Here is a 15,323-nt window from a genome sequence, read left to right on the forward strand (position 1 = left end):
GCAACCATGGCATAGGTATTTATTTTAAAATTTGAACGCCAGGCCGGCATCAAAGTATACAACATCGTTATTGTTAGACAAACCAACTGCCTTTGCAACAGCAGCGGATTTGAACCCGTTTTGCACTACGGCATACGTCGGGGTAAATTGGATAATAAGCACCCCAATTTTGTATTCAAGCGGGGCAGAAAATTCGTAATCAAGTGTTTTAAACTGGCTTAAAGTTGTTTCAAATTTGGTAACTGCCGCACTAACTTTCTTATTTTTAAAAACCTTTTTCTGGATATATGCATTATAAAAGTTTTGTGTGCCTACATTAGTAGCGATAGTAGGTGAAATAATAAAAGCATCATTACTTGCAAACGGACGTTCAATAATAAAATCATGCGATACACTAATGTTCAGAAAAAAATCTCCGGCTGCCCCACTGTTTAAATTATAGTCGGCCGTAACGCTGGGTGTAATAATATTAGCAATGTTGTAATCGAGGTTAGCGTCAAAAGTATTTGTTATAGATGATCCGATGAGTGTGCTGTTTGCATTGTAAAATAACTTACTATAAGATATTCCACCTGATAAATTATCAGTAATATCAAAATCATATCCGGCAGTTAGGTTACCACCATCTAACTTATTTTTTTTGTTATCCGGCAAAAAGTCCGCATCGCTTGATACATACAGGCCAAAACCAAAGGTATATTTAGCAGTTGGGCTAATAATTGGAGTGGTTATTAACCCTGTTCGGCCCATAAATACATTATTGCTCATGTAATCAGCTCCAATTTTGATGGTCGATTTCTCTTTTGCAGGATTTAAAATAGTTGCTGCCGAAGTAGTATCAGCAGTTTTCTGACAGTAAGCATTTACAACAATACTTAAAAATAAAAGAATTAGCAGGGATTTGTAACTAGCATGCATAGGGGTATTTTAAGTTAATAATGATATTAGACGGCAATAATATGTAATAGTTTAATATAAAAATATATTTAATAATATTAAACTATCTATTTAATATATAGTCTGTAAGTGTAAATTAATTATCAATCATTATAAAAAAACTAAAACAATGAAAAAGATCGTATTACTTGCCGTAGCTGCAATGTTTTCAGCTGCCGCTTTTGCGCAAACAACACCGGCAACAATCACATCAACAACCCCTCCTGTAAAAACACAGATGAAAGACCTGCGTCAGGATGTTCGTGCGTATGACAACAAAAAAGCTGAGGCTAAAGCTGAAATTAACAAAGGCAATTTAGCTGCTGCAAAAACTGACCTGGCTGCTGCAAAGGTTGATAAAGCAGACATAAAAGCTGACAAAGCCACTTTAAAAAGTGAAGGCATTGCCCATCCTGTTAAATTAGCTACCAAAGAAGTAAAGATTGCTGATGTTAAAAAAGTGGTAACCGCTAAAGCTGACCTAAAAGCTGACAGGGCTACCGAACAGGCAGACGTTAAAGCCGGTAATATTACAGGCGCACAAGCTGCACAAGCTGCCGCTGCAACTGAAAAGAAAGATCTGAAAAGAGACATCCGCGAAGCACATCGCGATGGTGTTAAACGCCATTTACACAAAGCGTAATTTATTGAATAAAAAGAGGATGTTTAACTGGCATCCTCTTTTTTATGTTATTGCATTTTGACATCACTCTGTAAAGTATTTGTTATAGGCAAAAACGTTCACACTTTACCTTTAAAAATTTCGTTTGTACCTTAAACCGCAACATTTAATTTATGCAGAAGCGAATTTTGTTGATAGATGATAATCAGGATATTCTTGACGTTATGCAGGAAGCATTGGTTTACCAGGAATATGAAGTTAAAGTTGCGCTCGACAGCAAAGAGATCATCAGTGATACTCAAAACTTTGAGCCTGATCTGATCATTTTAGATTATCATTTGACGGGTAAAAACGGCTACGAAATCTGCAGGCAATTAAAAACAGATCCTAAACTTGGTCATATTCCGGTAATCATCTGCTCTGCTTATGTAAATAAAGATGAGAACTTATCTGCCTGGGGTTGTGATGATGTAATTGCCAAACCTTTCGGGTTGGAAGAGCTTACTGAAAAGGTGAATAATTTGATATTGGATTAATTATATTATTTAGTTCTTTTTTGTCTTTTAAGGCCTCATATTTAAACAAGAAAGTGAACAAACAATAACAAACTAAAAACATGATGTATCCAGTTGAATCAGGTTTAAATTTCTGATTTGATGTAAATATAATAATTGATCCTGTCGACAGGATTAATATCCACAATAAAAACAAGATCGCTACAGGATGTATGTACATCACTATGCTAACCTTAGATTCTTTACCGTCGGAATTTACTTTGCATTTTATTATTGGACGAAAAGAATTTTGCCCTTGCTTTAAAGCTTGAATTAGACTAAAGCGCTTACCATCATAACTTCCGTCAAAATATTTTTCACGATCAGGCCTTTTAAAAATATTTTTAAGGCTGAATTTTATTGGCGGATTAATATTTTCTTCAATCTGCTTAATAACAGTTTCTCTATCAGAGTCACTTCTAATAATAAAACTTTCGACGGGAAGAAACCACATATTAATATACTAGTATTTGATCTTAAACCGCTTCACTACCAAATGCACTAAAAACAAGGGTGCTATCAAAATATTTTTGCACTGATACTCAAACGAAAGCTTTTTACTTTCCTTTTTATAACCACCATATAGCGCGGCACAACTTACAAAAAATATCAACCCGCATAAAGCACCCATTGGCGGCCCTCCTGCTTTTTGCCATTGCAGTAACAAGATGACGAGATAACTATACGCGAGCATTATAAACAGCATAAAATAGCTTAACAAAGGTGAAAGCCTGTAGTAATAATATACGCTTATCGCCAATAAAAATGATGACCAGTTAAAATCGGCATTGTACCGGCCCAAAAATTTGATGTAGGGAAATGGTATCGCCCACAATAAGCCGAATAAACTAAAAAATAACAGCGGGATAAATATAATATGAAGCAGGATATTTGTTGGATCCTGGTGCGCGGCGGCAAATTTATCAAAGTAAAATGCGATACTGCCAGGCTTGGCAGCAGGTACTGGCTGGGCTTTGGTTGTTTTCTTTTTAGACACGGTTATTGAATAATGAACGCCGAAGTGTTGTACTTCGGCGTCCGGTATTTTGGTGTTCGTTATGCTTTATTACTTAGCAAAAGCAACCGACCTGGTTTCCCTGATCACCGTAACCTTGATCTGGCCCGGATAGGTCATTTCAGTTTGGATACGGTTGGAGATATCAGCAGCTAAAACTTCTGATTCAGCATCGCTGATCTTTTCGCTTTCAACCACAACACGCAACTCGCGTCCTGCCTGTATAGCGAATGTTTTTTCAACACCTGGATAAGATAAAGCAAGCTCCTCAAGCTCTTTTAAACGCTTAATGTAACTTTCTACTACCTCGCGCCTTGCACCCGGCCTTGCGCCTGAAATGGCATCACAAACCTGGATTATCGGCGACAACATCGAGGTCATTTCCACCTCATCGTGGTGGGCGCCAATCGCGTTGCAAACTTCAGGGTGTTCCTTGTATTTCTCGGCCAATTGCATACCTAAAATCGCGTGCGGCAATTCCGGGTTATCATCAGGCACCTTACCAATATCATGTAACAGACCAGCACGTTTAGCCAGCTTAACGTTTAAGCCTAACTCAGCTGCCATGGTAGCGCAAAAGTTAGCCACCTCGCGCGAGTGCTGTAAAAGATTTTGACCGTAAGACGAACGGTAGCGCATACGTCCAACCATCCGGATCAACTCCGGATGTAAGCCTGTAATACCTAAATCTATCACGGTACGTTCGCCTATCTCAACAATTTCTTCTTCAATTTGCTTTTTGGTTTTGGCAACCACCTCTTCAATACGGGCCGGGTGGATACGGCCGTCGGTTACCAAACGGTGCATTGCCAAACGGGCAATCTCGCGCCTAACCGGATCAAATCCTGATAGGATAATAGCTTCCGGGGTATCATCCACAATGATCTCGATACCGGTAGCGGCTTCCAGGGCACGGATGTTACGGCCTTCACGACCAATAATTCTACCCTTGATCTCGTCATTTTCGATATTAAAGATCGAAACGGTATTCTCAATAGCAGCCTCGGTAGCCGTACGCTGTATTGTTTGGATAACTATCTTTTTAGCTTCCTTAGTGGCTGTCAATTTAGCTTCGTCAACAATATCCTTAATCTGCGCCATTGCTTTGCTGCGGGCTTCTTCGCGCAGGTTATCAACTAACTGGTTACGCGCTTCTTCGGCAGAAAGGCCAGCAATAGTTTCCAGTTGCTGCACGTGCTGATTTTTCAGGATCTCAACTTCTTCCTGCTTTTTAATAGCGATCTCAGTTTGTCTTTCTAAATTTTTACGCACATTATCCAACTCGTTTTCCTTGCGTGTCGCATTCTCCAAACGAGAGTTTAAGGATTGTTCTTTTTGTTTAAAGCTGTTCTCGCGTTGATTGTAAGCGTTGTTTTTAGCGTTAATTTCCTGCTCATGCTCGGCTTTTAATTGTAAAAAGCGCTCTTTTGCTTCCAGCAATTTGTTCTTTTTAAGGATCTCTGCATTATTTTCTGCATCCTTTAATATTAATTTCGCTTTGTTCTGGGCCTGGTTTTCCTGCGACTTGAAAAGTTTCCGTAACAGGAAACGGCCGATAATAATGCCTATCCCGGCACCGATCAGGAGCCCGATAATAGCATATAATGATGAATCCATTCTTTTTTTAGGTTATATAAATAAAAAAACCGCAACTAATTTTTAAGTGTTCATGTATTGAAAAACTTCGTTACAGATATAGGGACCATGGGTTACCGTTAATGTATGACGAATAACGCATGCCTCTTTGATCCGCTGAATATTGAAGCGTTAAGTTTTTAATAGTGAAACTCAAAATTTAACTGCGGTTAAATCTTAAATGCTCTGTTTTTATGTAAAGAACGTTTATTGCTTTGAAAAAAAATCGTTCAGTAAGTGATCTAAATGGTAAACCCTATCGGCTACATCCGTGTCCTCCACAGTAACCTTCTTCTCCGCTTTTAATGATGATGTTGCAAAATGCAGCACACTCATTGCAAGCAAATCCTGTTTATCCCTAACCGCGTAATTCTCCTGGTATTCCTTTATGCGGTCGTTGATCAGCTTAGCTGCCCTACGTATTATTTCTTCCTCTTCCATGTTCACCTTTAAGGGGTAAACTCTGTCAGCAATATTTATTTTTATAGAGATTTCTCCCATTGAGCTTTTTCACTATTTATGTTACTTTTTCAATAACACAATGCACTTATCTATTTCCTGCACAAATTCGTTAATTTTTTGCTTAATATCAACACTTTTTTCATTTGTTTCTGAAAAAGATTTTGCCAACTTCAATACACGAAGCTTTTCCTCCAAATCCTTAGTCTTATTTTTGCTGGCATTAAGCGCTGCTGTTAAGCTGTTATTCTCCAGTTTCAGCAGGTCGTTCTCCTCCTGCAAAGCAGCACAAAGCTCAATTAACCTCTCGGTTTTATCAATAACTTTATTTAATTGTTCTGCTACCTGGCTCATGGTTGGTTGATTGGGAGAGTGGTTGATTAAGTGAGTGGTTCTTTTTAATTGGAAACAGTTACTGCTCGCCAATCAACTATTCACCATTCACTACTATTTCCTAATCTCAGCTCCTGCTTCTTTTTCTAAATTATAAATTAATTTCTGCATTATCGCATCAATATTTTTATCGGTGAGGGTTTTCTCTATATCCTCGATGATAAAGCTTAACGCATATGATTTTTTGCCTGCCGGTAATTTATCGCCTTCGTAAACATCAAACACATTCACCTCTTTCAATAGCTTACGCTCTGTTTTTTGGGCGATCTGCTTTAATGCGCCGAATGTTACATTTTTATCGATCAGCATCGAAAGATCGCGCCTTACAGCCGGAAATTTTGATATATCCTGGTAAACGATCTTATTTTTGCGGGCAACGGTTATGATCAGGTCGAAATTAAAGTCGGCATAAAAAACCTCCTTGCTTACATCAGCCTTTTTCAATGCCGATGCCGCTACCGAACCAAATTTAACCAGTTGCTTATTGCCACGCATGTATTGTAAACCATAAGCAAGCTTTTCGCAGGTTGAATCCTCAATTGTAAAATCTTTCACATTCAGTTTTTCGATGATACCATCAACAATCGACTTCAGGTTATAAAAAGAAACCGTCTTTGACTTTTGTGCCCACGATTCTTCAGTATTGGCACCGGTAATAAATATACTGAAACGCTGGGTTTCGTTATATTTTTCTTCCTGAACGCTATACACCTTGCCAAACTCATAAAGTTTCAAATCGGCAGCGCGCCTGTTTTGGTTGTACGCAACAGCTTCCAAGCCAGAGTACAACATGCTTTGGCGCATTACGTCCAGATCGCTGCTTAGCGGGTTTAAGATCTTAACAGCGGTATCTAAATTATCTGAATAAGCCGACCTGGTCAGCGAGTTCGACATGATCTCGTTAAAACCATTAGCGGTTAAAATATCCGATAATTGGTTTTGCACCGAATCCTTATCAGGCCTGATAGATGTATTTAATGATGCCCTGATCTGAGTTGGGATATGGATATTGTTGTATCCATAAATGCGCAGGATCTCCTCAATCACATCCACATCGCGGGTTACATCCACCCGGTAAGGCGGCACTTTTAATGATAATCCTTCGGCAGTTTCATTAACGATCCGGATGTCCAAACCGTTGATGATCGCTTTGATCTCATCATGCGTAATAGACTGCCCAATCAGCCTGTCTATATTGCGGTAAGTTACCTCAACCTCGAACGGTGCAACCGGTGCCGGGTAATTATCAAAAATATCTGATGAAACAGTTCCCCCAGCAATTTCCTGGATCAATAAAGCCGCGCGTTTTAAAGCAAACACCGTCATATCCGGATCTGTACCACGCTCAAAACGGAACGAGGCATCGGTTTTTAGACCATGGCGCTTGGAAGTTTTACGAACAGAAACCGAATTGAAATAAGCGCTCTCTAAGAAAATATTTTTGGTTGATGGTTTAACACCTGAATCTGCGCCGCCGAATACACCGGCAATACACATCGGCTTTTCAGCGTCGTAGATGATCAAATCATCGACAGAAAGCTTACGCTCTACCTCATCCAGCGTTTTAAAAGTAGTTCCCTCAGTGCTATTTTTAACAACCACTTTTTTACCTGCAATAGCATCTGCATCAAACGCATGCAAAGGCTGACCTAACTCATGCAGCACATAGTTAGTTACATCCACAATATTATTGATGGAACGCACGCCGATAACGGCCAAACGCTCCCTCAACCATTTCGGTGATTCTTTTACTTCGATGCCTGAGATACTAATACCTGAATATCTTGGCGCTGCCTGGGTATTCTCTACCACAACATCAATTTTCAGGTTATTATTATCCACCTTGAATGCCGAAACATCAGGTTTTTTAACATTGATCTTTAAGAAAGCGGCAATATCACGCGCTGTACCTAAATGCGAGGCCGCATCAGCACGGTTAGGTGTTAAACCAATTTCGAACAGGTAATCATCGCTAACTTTAAAAAAGTGCTTAGCCAAAGTACCCGGAACGGCATCATCAGCCAAAACCATAATACCCTCGTGCGATGTACCCAGGCTGATCTCGTCTTCGGCACAGATCATGCCTTCAGAAACTTCGCCGCGTATTTTTGATTTATTGATCTTGAATTTTTCGCCCTCTAACGGATGAACATAGGCGCCCACTACGGCAACCACCACTTTTTGTCCGGCTGCCACATTAGCCGCACCACAAACAATCTGCAGGTCCTCGCCGGTGCCAACGTCAACTTTAGTAATGTGCAGATGATCGGAATTGGGGTGATCCGAGCACTCTTTCACATGCCCGATAACCAAACCCTCCAAACCGCCGGGGATAGCCTGTACCTTCTCCAAACTTTCAACTTCTAAGCCGGTGCCGGTTAATATGGTTGAAATTTCTTCGGGAGATTTGTCCGTATCAATAAATTCTTTGAGCCAATTATAAGATATCTTCATTATAACAGAATGATAATCGGCAAAGATAGGATTTAAGGCGAAAGGTTGAAAGGATAAAGCTTATTTAGGAATTCGGATGTTCTATTTCGGATTTAATGAAAATACTTGCTTCTAACTAGTTAATAGAAGCAAGTATTAATAAGTTTAGTCATCCAAATCATCTTCATCATCAAAATCAAGCGTGTACGATGGCTCTGAAGCATCATAAGCTTGTTTCAATTCAGCCGGATCAACATCATCATCTAAACTGGCGTAATCGGGTTCATCCTCTTCATCAAAACCGTTGGAATGGATATCTTCCTGGCTCTGTTGATCTTCCGGGTCATTTTCGTATGAATCGTCTAATGGTATTTCGTCTCCTGGAGTTATCATCGTAGTTTGTTTTAGTTTTATAAAGTTAACGATATATTTTTATGGATGTTTTAATATTTTAAGGATTTACTGATGATAAAATGATAAGTACTAAAAGTACAAATGCAGGAAAAAATGCAAGGACTAATTTAAGAGGTCGTTTCAAAATAATAATATTATTGGAACTATTATAAGTAATAATACGCTTTAGTGAATAAGATAGCCCTATTACAAATAATACTGTAGCTAACAATACTATTTGATTCTGGGCTCCTTGTATAATTGGACCTTCCACTGTGCATCTATACATAAGCCATCGTATTCCAAAAGGAAAAACTCCTGCCAAAGCAATAAGCCCTGTAATTAAGCCAATTCTCGGATAATATATCAAGAGCCCCGTAACAACGACAAATAATAGCATTGATGACAATAATGACATATATGTAATTACCGCGTTTCCATCATTGAATCCTCTGAAATACCAAATAAAATAGCTTTGAAAAAGCATGTAAAATCCGAAGATGAAATAAAAAAAGTATAGCTTTATCATGATGTTAGGTTTTACTTTAATACTTAAAATGCATTAAAGTAACCCTATCCACAACTATCGAATTTATATTACCCCTTCATCCGCAAAGCTATAATAACTGCTATCAGTTATAATCAAATGATCTAATACTTTAATATCCAGCAACCTGCCAGCAGAAGCTATCTTTTTAGTGAGTTCGATATCCTGCTGACTTGGTTTTAAACTTCCTGACGGGTGGTTATGGGTTAGCATAATATTTACCGCCGAATACCTTAACGCAGCCGAGAAAATAATCTTCGGATCGGCAATGGTGGCGTTTATTCCTCCTTTGCTGATCAGTTCCTTCCCTAATATTTTGCAATTCTGGCTCAGCATCAGCACCCAAAACTCTTCGTGAGGCAAATCAACCAGGAAACGTTTCAAGAAATTATAGGCTTCCCTGCTGCCGGTAACAAATTCCGGTAGCTTTTCTTCGGTATCATTCCGGCGTCGGCCGATCTCAAGGGCGGCTATAATGGAAATTGCCTTGGCTTCGCCGATGCCTTTAAATTTGGAGAGTTCTTCTATTGAAGCACGGCCCAGTATATTCAGGTCGTTCTCATAATGCGCCAGGATACGCTTGCTCAGCTCAACTGCCGACTCATCCCGGTTACCCGAACCGATCAGTATGGCGATCAATTCAGCATCGGTTAGGGCGCGGCGGCCTTGTCCGCTCAATTTTTCGCGCGGGCGGTCCTCTTCGGCCCAGGCTTTTATACTGATCTTGTTTTCGTAAGGATTGGTGACAGGCATGGCTTTTAAAATTCAATCTAATCAGTGAATATAGCTGAATAAAATAAATTTTAAAATCTAACAATTAATTATCAGCAGAAATCGAGGAACCGACGTTTCCGCCACGCTCAAACACCTTGGTATTGCGGGCCATTATACGCTTAAAAAGAATGTTTGAAAGATCACGGGCTTCTTTAAAAGTTTGAAACCTAAACAACCAGCTCAATACATCAAGCACATATACTACAGGCCATAAAATAACAGCAGTAAATTTCGACATGATAGAGCCCGGTTGATATTATTAATAAAATTGGAATGTAAATATACAAAATATTTCATATCCAACTGTATATCAGGCGAAAATAAATAAACGCAAAAAGGCGATGAACTTATCATTCATCGCCTTTTGCAATATTATATGAGTAGATTACTTTAAGTTGTTTACAAACTTAGTAAGCTTTGATTTATTGTTTGAAGCCTTATTCTTGTGAATAACATTCTTTTTGGCCAAACGGTCAAGCATAGAGATCACTTTTGACAAAAGTTCACTTGCTTCAACTTTAGTAGTTGAGGTTCTTAATTTTTTGATGGCGTTCCTGGTGGTTTTTGCCTGATACCTGTTGCGTAAGCGCTTCGCAGCGTTAGAGCGGATCCTTTTTAATGATGATTTATGATTTGCCATTGTATAGCCTTATTATTCTACTTTTATTTAAGGACTGCAAATATAGGATGATTTATTAAATTATCAAATGCCTTTTTAAAAATAGTTTTAAACATCGAAAATAACGTTTTAAACTATAGTTTTACCTAAACAATATTTGCTTATACAGCATTTACACTATAAATTTACTATCTGCAAATATAATACATCCTATCCTATGAAACAGCAATTTCATTATGCAACCGTTACCGAAGCTATTGAAGCACTAAGAAAACAAGGTTTTACCCTCGACTTCAACCTTAAAGAAAACCAGCTGATTGTTGGCGACCAGGCCTATACCGCAAACGAATTTGAAATTGTTGATGTGTACCGTTATGAAGGCCCATCCGACCCGGGAGATGAAGCTACAGTTTATGCATTGGCAAATAAATCGGGCTTAAAAGGGGTATTGGTATCAGGTTACGGCGCATCATCAGATGAAGCCTCTGAAGAAACTTTAAAACAATTGCATTACAAATACCAGCAATCCCAATCGTAATTAAATGAAGCAGGCCGGCAGGTTGATCAGCGGGTTATTATTGGTTTTACTCTGTTCCTCGTGGGGATTCTTCGCGCATTACCGAATTAACCGGCTGGCAGTTTTCACTTTACCTAAAGCCATGAGCGGCTTTTATAAGGCCAACATAGAATATATTACCGAACATGCCGTAAGTGCTGACAAGCGTCGCTATGTTGACTCCACCGAAGCGCCGCACCACTTTTTAGATGCGGACCATTATGGTAAAAATCCGTTCAGTAAGATCCCTCAAAACTGGGGCGACGCCGTACATAAATACACTGCTGATACGCTGGATAAATATGGAACTGTGCCCTGGGCAATCCAGTACAATTACTATAAACTGGTAAAGGCCTTTAAGGCACACGATACTACCGAGATATTAAATACATCGGCCAATTTAGGGCATTACGTGGCAGATGCGCATGTACCGCTGCATCTCACGATGAATTATAACGGGCAACTCACCAACCAAACCGGCATACATGCTTTATGGGAAAGCCGCCTGCCCGAGCTTTTCGGCAACCATTATAATTACTTTGCCGGCAAGGCAAGATATATTGATGATCCGTTGAAAGAAGCCTTCAGAATCTGCAAGAGCTCTTTTGTTGAGGTTGATTCGGTATTACGATTTGAGCGGATGCTGAGCAAAACATTCCCTGCAGATAAAAAGTATACGACGATTAAGCATGGGCGCAAACAAGTGCAGGATTACTCCGAGGAATATAGCCTCGCCTACCAAAAAATGCTGAATGGCATGGTACAACGCAGGTTTAGGGCATCCATATTATCGGTGGGTAGTTTTTGGTATTCTGCCTGGGTTGATGCCGGGCAACCGGATTTGAATAAGCTGATAGGCGTACCATTAAACATCGACCAAAAGAAAGAAATACAACAAGAAGAAACTTTTTACAGGGCCGGAAAAGTGTTAGATGTTAAGAAGAATTAACGTTCTGATAAATTTCCTAAAATAATTAATGGTTTTTCTTCTTTTTTAGCGAAGCCAAAATAGGTGGTATTAACGAAAGGACGATAATAATGAGGCCCATTAAAGAAATATGTGCCTTTAAAAATGGAATGTTGCCCAATTCGTAACCTGCAAACAGGAAAACGATGATCCATAAGGCACCGCCAATAATATTATATAAGCTGTAACGTAAAAATGGCATGCCGCCTACGCCGGCAACAAATGGTGCTATAGTTCGGATAATAGGCATAAACCTGCTGAATATAACGGCCTTGCCCCCATTCTCATCAAAAAAGGCTTTGGTACGCAGGTAGTAATCTAGCTTTAATATTTTATTATCTGCCTTAAATACTTTAGGGCCAAAATATCCGCCTAATAAATAATTTAAGGTATTGCCCGCAAATGCAGCTACTATCAATATTAATCCCATTAAATATATATCCAAGCCCGAGTTCCCGCTGGCTATTAATGCACCTGCAGCAAACAGCAAGGAATCACCAGGTAAAAATGGGGTAACAACAAAGCCGGTTTCAGCAAATATAATGGCAAACAGTACAAGATAGGTCCAGCCCTTATACATGCTGCTGATATGTTCCAGGTGCTTATCAATATGCAATATAAAATCGATAGCGCTTTTTATTAGTTCCAAATGCTTTTAAATTTTCAGTAAAAATATAAATATATATTACAATAAGCCTACCTGTTTATAATGATACCTGCGCCAAACGCAGCAGAATCGGTGCGTGAAGGTATTCCGTAGGCATAAAGCGTATACAAGCGACCATCCTGAATGGTAGTGGTACCTAATGCTGTGCTTAAAATTGTTGTTGGTGTACCTGTAGCATTCATTTGAAAAACGTAATTTCCTGCAGGTAATAAAACATATGGCGAAACCTGCGCAAATTTAATACCCGAAAATGCAAGGGTACCATTAGCGGTAACATCAATACCTGTACTTTGTATAGATGCATCAACAAAGCGCACTTTTCCGTAGCCCACTTTCGGTATTGCGGTTGAATCATCTTCGGTAAATATTGGCACAAGGGTACTTAATGCAGTATCAACATTATAAACACCTGTTATAAACAAAGAATATTTATGATTAGCCTGAAAATTCAGGTTATGTATAGTAAAAAAGTTTTGAGTTGCTGATGTGGTAGCTGAAGATTTGATCTGTAAAGGCGTATCGATAGTGTTCAAATAAAAATAACCGTTAGCAAGCGGATAACTATATGAAACAGTATTTTGCTTTAAGAAATTCAGGTACAAATTGACCGGGTTTAAGTTAGGGCTCAGGTTTAAAACCTCGAATTGAACGTTTAGCCCTACACTACTGGCATTACCTGATTTACCGCATGATGATATATAAGGTGTTAGAAATACTGTTGTAAAAATTAACACCAAAAGCCCGTTGGCAGTATGTTTTTTTATATTGATCATTGATTTGGCGGAATATAAGGATCTGTAGCTAAACTAATGGAAAATGCTTGATTACCCGTTCCGGTTAACGATCCGCGGGTATATAAGGTATAAATAATACCTGTTTGAAATGTGAAGACACTATCAATTTTTGGTGTCGTGCTGTTAGCTAAAAATACTTGTACATGTTCGGGCACTGATGCATTAAAGGGAACAAAAGGGGTTGAACCAGCATAATTAATATTACTAAACGTAGCCGTAGCGGTATTAACATTAACACTTAAGGCTCCGGAATTTGCCGATGCGTTTACAAACCTAACCATAGCAACGTTATAGTTGTTATGAGCTGCAGAATCCGAAATAACACTTTCGGCCGTATCAATGGCGTCAATCGTTTTAAACATATCACCGGATGAGGTGCCTGTTACAAAAAATGAGTAAAATTGCCTGCTGCTGATGATAAATTGTTCACTAAATAAAACAGGCGCTGTACCTGATTTTTTTATGGAGAAATTTTGTGTACCGTTTGTAAAAGCTATGTATGCCGTTGCCCCACCGGGATAAATACTCGAAGTATAATTTTGACGCACGCCATTCTGGTAAATATTAATGGTATCGGCAGTGGCGTTAATCGTGTTCACTTCCGGCGGATTTATATCCAATGGGGTTACCAGGTCAAAATTTTTGTTGGTACATGAAATAAACCCTGTTGCAGCTGCAAAAAATAATATCGTAAATATCCTGAAATTCATATAGTGATGCTATATAACTGCAAATAGCGGGTGTTTGTTATCTTGATGAACAAAAAAGTCCGGTTTTTACACCGGACTCATTCTTGGATTTATAATTTAAGTTTACAACTTAAGCATAACTATTAAGCATTACCGGCATTACTAACATCAACACATCCTCGTTCTCGTCTCCTCCTTGTGGTAACAATAAGCCGGCACGGTTAGGTGTCGACATTTCCAGCGATACTTCTTCACAGGCAAGGTTCTTTAACATTTCTATCAAAAACCGTGCGTTAAAACCAATTTCCATATCATCACCTTCATACTGGCAGCTTAAACGCTCGTGCGCTTCGTTTGCAAAGTCAATATCTTCTGATGATATATTCAACTCGCTGCCATTGATCTTTAATCTTACCTGGTGTGTGGTTTTATTGGCGTATATAGCAACCCGGCTTAGCGATCCTAAAAAAGACTGGCGGTCGATGCTTAATTTATTGGGGTTATTCAATGGTATAACAGCTTCGTAGTCAGGGTAACGCTCATCAATTAAACGGCAAACCATATTGATGTTGCCAAATTTAAAAAAAGCGCTGGTGCTGTTATATTCAACAGATACATTTACATCATCACTTGGTAAAGCCGACTTTAAAAGCGTTAAAGCTTTTTTAGGCAGAATGAATGATGTTGTGCTTGCTGCTTTAGCGTCTTTACGGCGATAACGCACTAATTTATGTGCGTCGGTAGCTACAAATGTTAATGAATCTGATGTCAACTGGCAAAAAACACCTGTCATAGCCGGGCGTAACTCATCATTACTTACAGCGAAGATGGTTTTATTGATCGCTTCGCCTAATACTGATGCCGGAAGATTTACCGATGATGCATTTTCAACCGTTGGAATTTTAGGGAAATCCTCGCCATTCTCACCACTCAGCTTGTATTTACCATCGCCTGCGCTTATTTCAATAGCGAAAGTAGCATCATCAACCGAAAAAGTAACCGGCTGCTCCGGTAACGACTTTAAAGTTTCTAATAATATGCGCGATGGTATAGCAATACGCCCATTCTCCTTAGCTTCAACGCTTAACGAGGTGGTCATACTGGTTTGAAGGTCAGTTGCCGAAATGGTTAAGTTTCCATCCTTTATCTCAAACAAAAAGTTTTCCAATATAGGCAATACGGTACTGTTGCTTAAAGCGCCACTAACCGATTGCAGTTGCTTGAGTAATGTTGATGTAGAAACAATGAATCTCATATATAAAATTATAAT

19 protein-coding genes are annotated in these 15,323 nt (G+C 39.1%); 4 read left to right on the top strand and 15 right to left on the bottom strand.

Annotation, left to right across the window (positions count from 1 at the left end; genetic code table 11):
* Nucleotides 1-24: 24 nt before the first annotated feature.
* Entirely contained in the window at nt 25-918 is an 894-nt protein-coding gene (locus tag ACYZ0U_RS14740; protein ID WP_461453302.1) for a hypothetical protein, read from the bottom strand.
* A 148-nt stretch (nt 919-1,066) separates the two neighbouring features.
* Here ACYZ0U_RS14740 and ACYZ0U_RS14745 point away from each other — a divergent pair, with 148 nt between their 5' ends.
* Together ACYZ0U_RS14745 and ACYZ0U_RS14750 are read left to right on the top strand one after the other, a co-directional pair.
* Nucleotides 1,067-1,579 (top strand): hypothetical protein, encoded by a 513-nt coding sequence (locus tag ACYZ0U_RS14745; RefSeq protein ID WP_461453303.1) that lies wholly within the window; start codon nt 1,067-1,069, stop codon nt 1,577-1,579.
* Between the two features lie 152 nt (nt 1,580-1,731).
* A complete protein-coding gene (locus tag ACYZ0U_RS14750; protein WP_461453304.1) occupies nt 1,732-2,094 on the top strand; it encodes a response regulator transcription factor in 363 nt (120 codons plus the stop codon).
* Here the strand turns inward: ACYZ0U_RS14750 and ACYZ0U_RS14755 are convergent.
* From ACYZ0U_RS14755 to rpsT, 10 genes are all read right to left on the bottom strand, one after another.
* Nucleotides 2,060-2,566, bottom strand: coding sequence for a hypothetical protein (locus ACYZ0U_RS14755; protein WP_461453305.1), 507 nt, complete (start codon nt 2,564-2,566; stop codon nt 2,060-2,062). The two genes, ACYZ0U_RS14750 and ACYZ0U_RS14755, sit on opposite strands and share 35 nt — an antisense overlap.
* Nucleotides 2,567-2,575: 9 nt before the next feature.
* Nucleotides 2,576-3,109 (bottom strand): Mpo1-like protein, encoded by a 534-nt coding sequence (locus ACYZ0U_RS14760; protein WP_461453306.1) that lies wholly within the window; start codon nt 3,107-3,109, stop codon nt 2,576-2,578.
* A 69-nt stretch (nt 3,110-3,178) separates the two neighbouring features.
* Nucleotides 3,179-4,744 (bottom strand): ribonuclease Y, encoded by a 1,566-nt coding sequence (rny, locus tag ACYZ0U_RS14765; protein ID WP_461453307.1) that lies wholly within the window; start codon nt 4,742-4,744, stop codon nt 3,179-3,181.
* Between the two features lie 225 nt (nt 4,745-4,969).
* Nucleotides 4,970-5,263 (bottom strand): cell division protein ZapA, encoded by a 294-nt coding sequence (locus ACYZ0U_RS14770; RefSeq protein ID WP_461453308.1) that lies wholly within the window; start codon nt 5,261-5,263, stop codon nt 4,970-4,972.
* 21 nt (nt 5,264-5,284) lie between these two features.
* Nucleotides 5,285-5,575, bottom strand: a complete 291-nt coding sequence (locus tag ACYZ0U_RS14775) for a hypothetical protein (RefSeq protein ID WP_461453309.1) — start codon at nt 5,573-5,575, stop codon at nt 5,285-5,287.
* Between the two features lie 93 nt (nt 5,576-5,668).
* Complete coding sequence (gene pheT / locus ACYZ0U_RS14780; protein ID WP_461453310.1) at nt 5,669-8,068, bottom strand: phenylalanine--tRNA ligase subunit beta; 2,400 nt, start codon at nt 8,066-8,068, stop codon at nt 5,669-5,671.
* 144 nt (nt 8,069-8,212) lie between these two features.
* Complete coding sequence (locus ACYZ0U_RS14785; RefSeq protein ID WP_461453311.1) at nt 8,213-8,440, bottom strand: hypothetical protein; 228 nt, start codon at nt 8,438-8,440, stop codon at nt 8,213-8,215.
* Nucleotides 8,441-9,032: 592 nt separating this feature from the next.
* Nucleotides 9,033-9,740, bottom strand: a complete 708-nt coding sequence (radC, locus tag ACYZ0U_RS14790; RefSeq protein ID WP_461453312.1) for a RadC family protein — start codon at nt 9,738-9,740, stop codon at nt 9,033-9,035.
* Nucleotides 9,741-9,804: 64 nt separating this feature from the next.
* Nucleotides 9,805-9,999, bottom strand: a complete 195-nt coding sequence (locus tag ACYZ0U_RS14795) for a hypothetical protein (RefSeq protein WP_461453313.1) — start codon at nt 9,997-9,999, stop codon at nt 9,805-9,807.
* Nucleotides 10,000-10,146: 147 nt separating this feature from the next.
* Nucleotides 10,147-10,401 carry a 30S ribosomal protein S20 gene (gene rpsT / locus ACYZ0U_RS14800; protein ID WP_461453314.1) on the bottom strand — a complete coding sequence of 85 codons (255 nt, stop codon included), beginning with the start codon at nt 10,399-10,401 and terminating at the stop codon, nt 10,147-10,149.
* A 196-nt stretch (nt 10,402-10,597) separates the two neighbouring features.
* Between rpsT and ACYZ0U_RS14805 the strand changes: the two genes are divergently transcribed.
* Together ACYZ0U_RS14805 and ACYZ0U_RS14810 are read left to right on the top strand one after the other, a co-directional pair.
* Nucleotides 10,598-10,918, top strand: a complete 321-nt coding sequence (locus ACYZ0U_RS14805) for a phosphoribosylpyrophosphate synthetase (RefSeq protein WP_461453315.1) — start codon at nt 10,598-10,600, stop codon at nt 10,916-10,918.
* A gap of 4 nt (nt 10,919-10,922) precedes the next feature.
* Nucleotides 10,923-11,885, top strand: coding sequence for a zinc dependent phospholipase C family protein (locus ACYZ0U_RS14810; RefSeq protein ID WP_461453316.1), 963 nt, complete (start codon nt 10,923-10,925; stop codon nt 11,883-11,885).
* A 25-nt stretch (nt 11,886-11,910) separates the two neighbouring features.
* Here the strand turns inward: ACYZ0U_RS14810 and ACYZ0U_RS14815 are convergent, their stop codons facing one another.
* From ACYZ0U_RS14815 to dnaN, 4 genes are all read right to left on the bottom strand, one after another.
* Nucleotides 11,911-12,552, bottom strand: a complete 642-nt coding sequence (locus ACYZ0U_RS14815; RefSeq protein ID WP_461453317.1) for a VTT domain-containing protein — start codon at nt 12,550-12,552, stop codon at nt 11,911-11,913.
* 47 nt (nt 12,553-12,599) lie between these two features.
* Nucleotides 12,600-13,343 (bottom strand): DUF4397 domain-containing protein, encoded by a 744-nt coding sequence (locus ACYZ0U_RS14820; protein WP_461453318.1) that lies wholly within the window; start codon nt 13,341-13,343, stop codon nt 12,600-12,602.
* Nucleotides 13,340-14,074: a DUF4397 domain-containing protein gene (locus ACYZ0U_RS14825; protein ID WP_461453319.1), complete on the bottom strand. Its 735-nt coding sequence runs from the start codon at nt 14,072-14,074 to the stop codon at nt 13,340-13,342. Before ACYZ0U_RS14825 ends, ACYZ0U_RS14820 begins: the two co-directional genes overlap by 4 nt.
* 109 nt (nt 14,075-14,183) lie before the next feature.
* Nucleotides 14,184-15,308, bottom strand: coding sequence for a DNA polymerase III subunit beta (gene dnaN / locus ACYZ0U_RS14830; RefSeq protein ID WP_461453320.1), 1,125 nt, complete (start codon nt 15,306-15,308; stop codon nt 14,184-14,186).
* Nucleotides 15,309-15,323 lie beyond the last annotated feature (15 nt).

Origin of the sequence: Mucilaginibacter sp. (assembly GCF_965225845.1) — a bacterium.
GTDB lineage: Bacteria > Bacteroidota > Bacteroidia > Sphingobacteriales > Sphingobacteriaceae > Mucilaginibacter.

What these genes read in the sequence shown, in the direction of transcription:
- ACYZ0U_RS14740 (WP_461453302.1), bottom strand. Translation starts at nt 918, where the DNA reads ATGCATGCTAGTTACAAATCCCTGCTAATTCTTTTATTTTTAAGTATT.
- ACYZ0U_RS14745 (WP_461453303.1), top strand. Translation starts at nt 1,067, where the DNA reads ATGAAAAAGATCGTATTACTTGCCGTAGCTGCAATGTTTTCAGCTGCC.
- ACYZ0U_RS14750 (WP_461453304.1), top strand. Translation starts at nt 1,732, where the DNA reads ATGCAGAAGCGAATTTTGTTGATAGATGATAATCAGGATATTCTTGAC.
- ACYZ0U_RS14755 (WP_461453305.1), bottom strand. Translation starts at nt 2,566, where the DNA reads ATGTGGTTTCTTCCCGTCGAAAGTTTTATTATTAGAAGTGACTCTGAT.
- rny (WP_461453307.1), bottom strand. Translation starts at nt 4,744, where the DNA reads ATGGATTCATCATTATATGCTATTATCGGGCTCCTGATCGGTGCCGGG.
- ACYZ0U_RS14770 (WP_461453308.1), bottom strand. Translation starts at nt 5,263, where the DNA reads ATGGGAGAAATCTCTATAAAAATAAATATTGCTGACAGAGTTTACCCC.
- ACYZ0U_RS14775 (WP_461453309.1), bottom strand. Translation starts at nt 5,575, where the DNA reads ATGAGCCAGGTAGCAGAACAATTAAATAAAGTTATTGATAAAACCGAG.
- pheT (WP_461453310.1), bottom strand. Translation starts at nt 8,068, where the DNA reads ATGAAGATATCTTATAATTGGCTCAAAGAATTTATTGATACGGACAAA.
- ACYZ0U_RS14785 (WP_461453311.1), bottom strand. Translation starts at nt 8,440, where the DNA reads ATGATAACTCCAGGAGACGAAATACCATTAGACGATTCATACGAAAAT.
- radC (WP_461453312.1), bottom strand. Translation starts at nt 9,740, where the DNA reads ATGCCTGTCACCAATCCTTACGAAAACAAGATCAGTATAAAAGCCTGG.
- ACYZ0U_RS14795 (WP_461453313.1), bottom strand. Translation starts at nt 9,999, where the DNA reads ATGTCGAAATTTACTGCTGTTATTTTATGGCCTGTAGTATATGTGCTT.
- rpsT (WP_461453314.1), bottom strand. Translation starts at nt 10,401, where the DNA reads ATGGCAAATCATAAATCATCATTAAAAAGGATCCGCTCTAACGCTGCG.
- ACYZ0U_RS14805 (WP_461453315.1), top strand. Translation starts at nt 10,598, where the DNA reads ATGAAACAGCAATTTCATTATGCAACCGTTACCGAAGCTATTGAAGCA.
- ACYZ0U_RS14810 (WP_461453316.1), top strand. Translation starts at nt 10,923, where the DNA reads ATGAAGCAGGCCGGCAGGTTGATCAGCGGGTTATTATTGGTTTTACTC.
- ACYZ0U_RS14820 (WP_461453318.1), bottom strand. Translation starts at nt 13,343, where the DNA reads ATGATCAATATAAAAAAACATACTGCCAACGGGCTTTTGGTGTTAATT.
- ACYZ0U_RS14825 (WP_461453319.1), bottom strand. Translation starts at nt 14,074, where the DNA reads ATGAATTTCAGGATATTTACGATATTATTTTTTGCAGCTGCAACAGGG.
- dnaN (WP_461453320.1), bottom strand. Translation starts at nt 15,308, where the DNA reads ATGAGATTCATTGTTTCTACATCAACATTACTCAAGCAACTGCAATCG.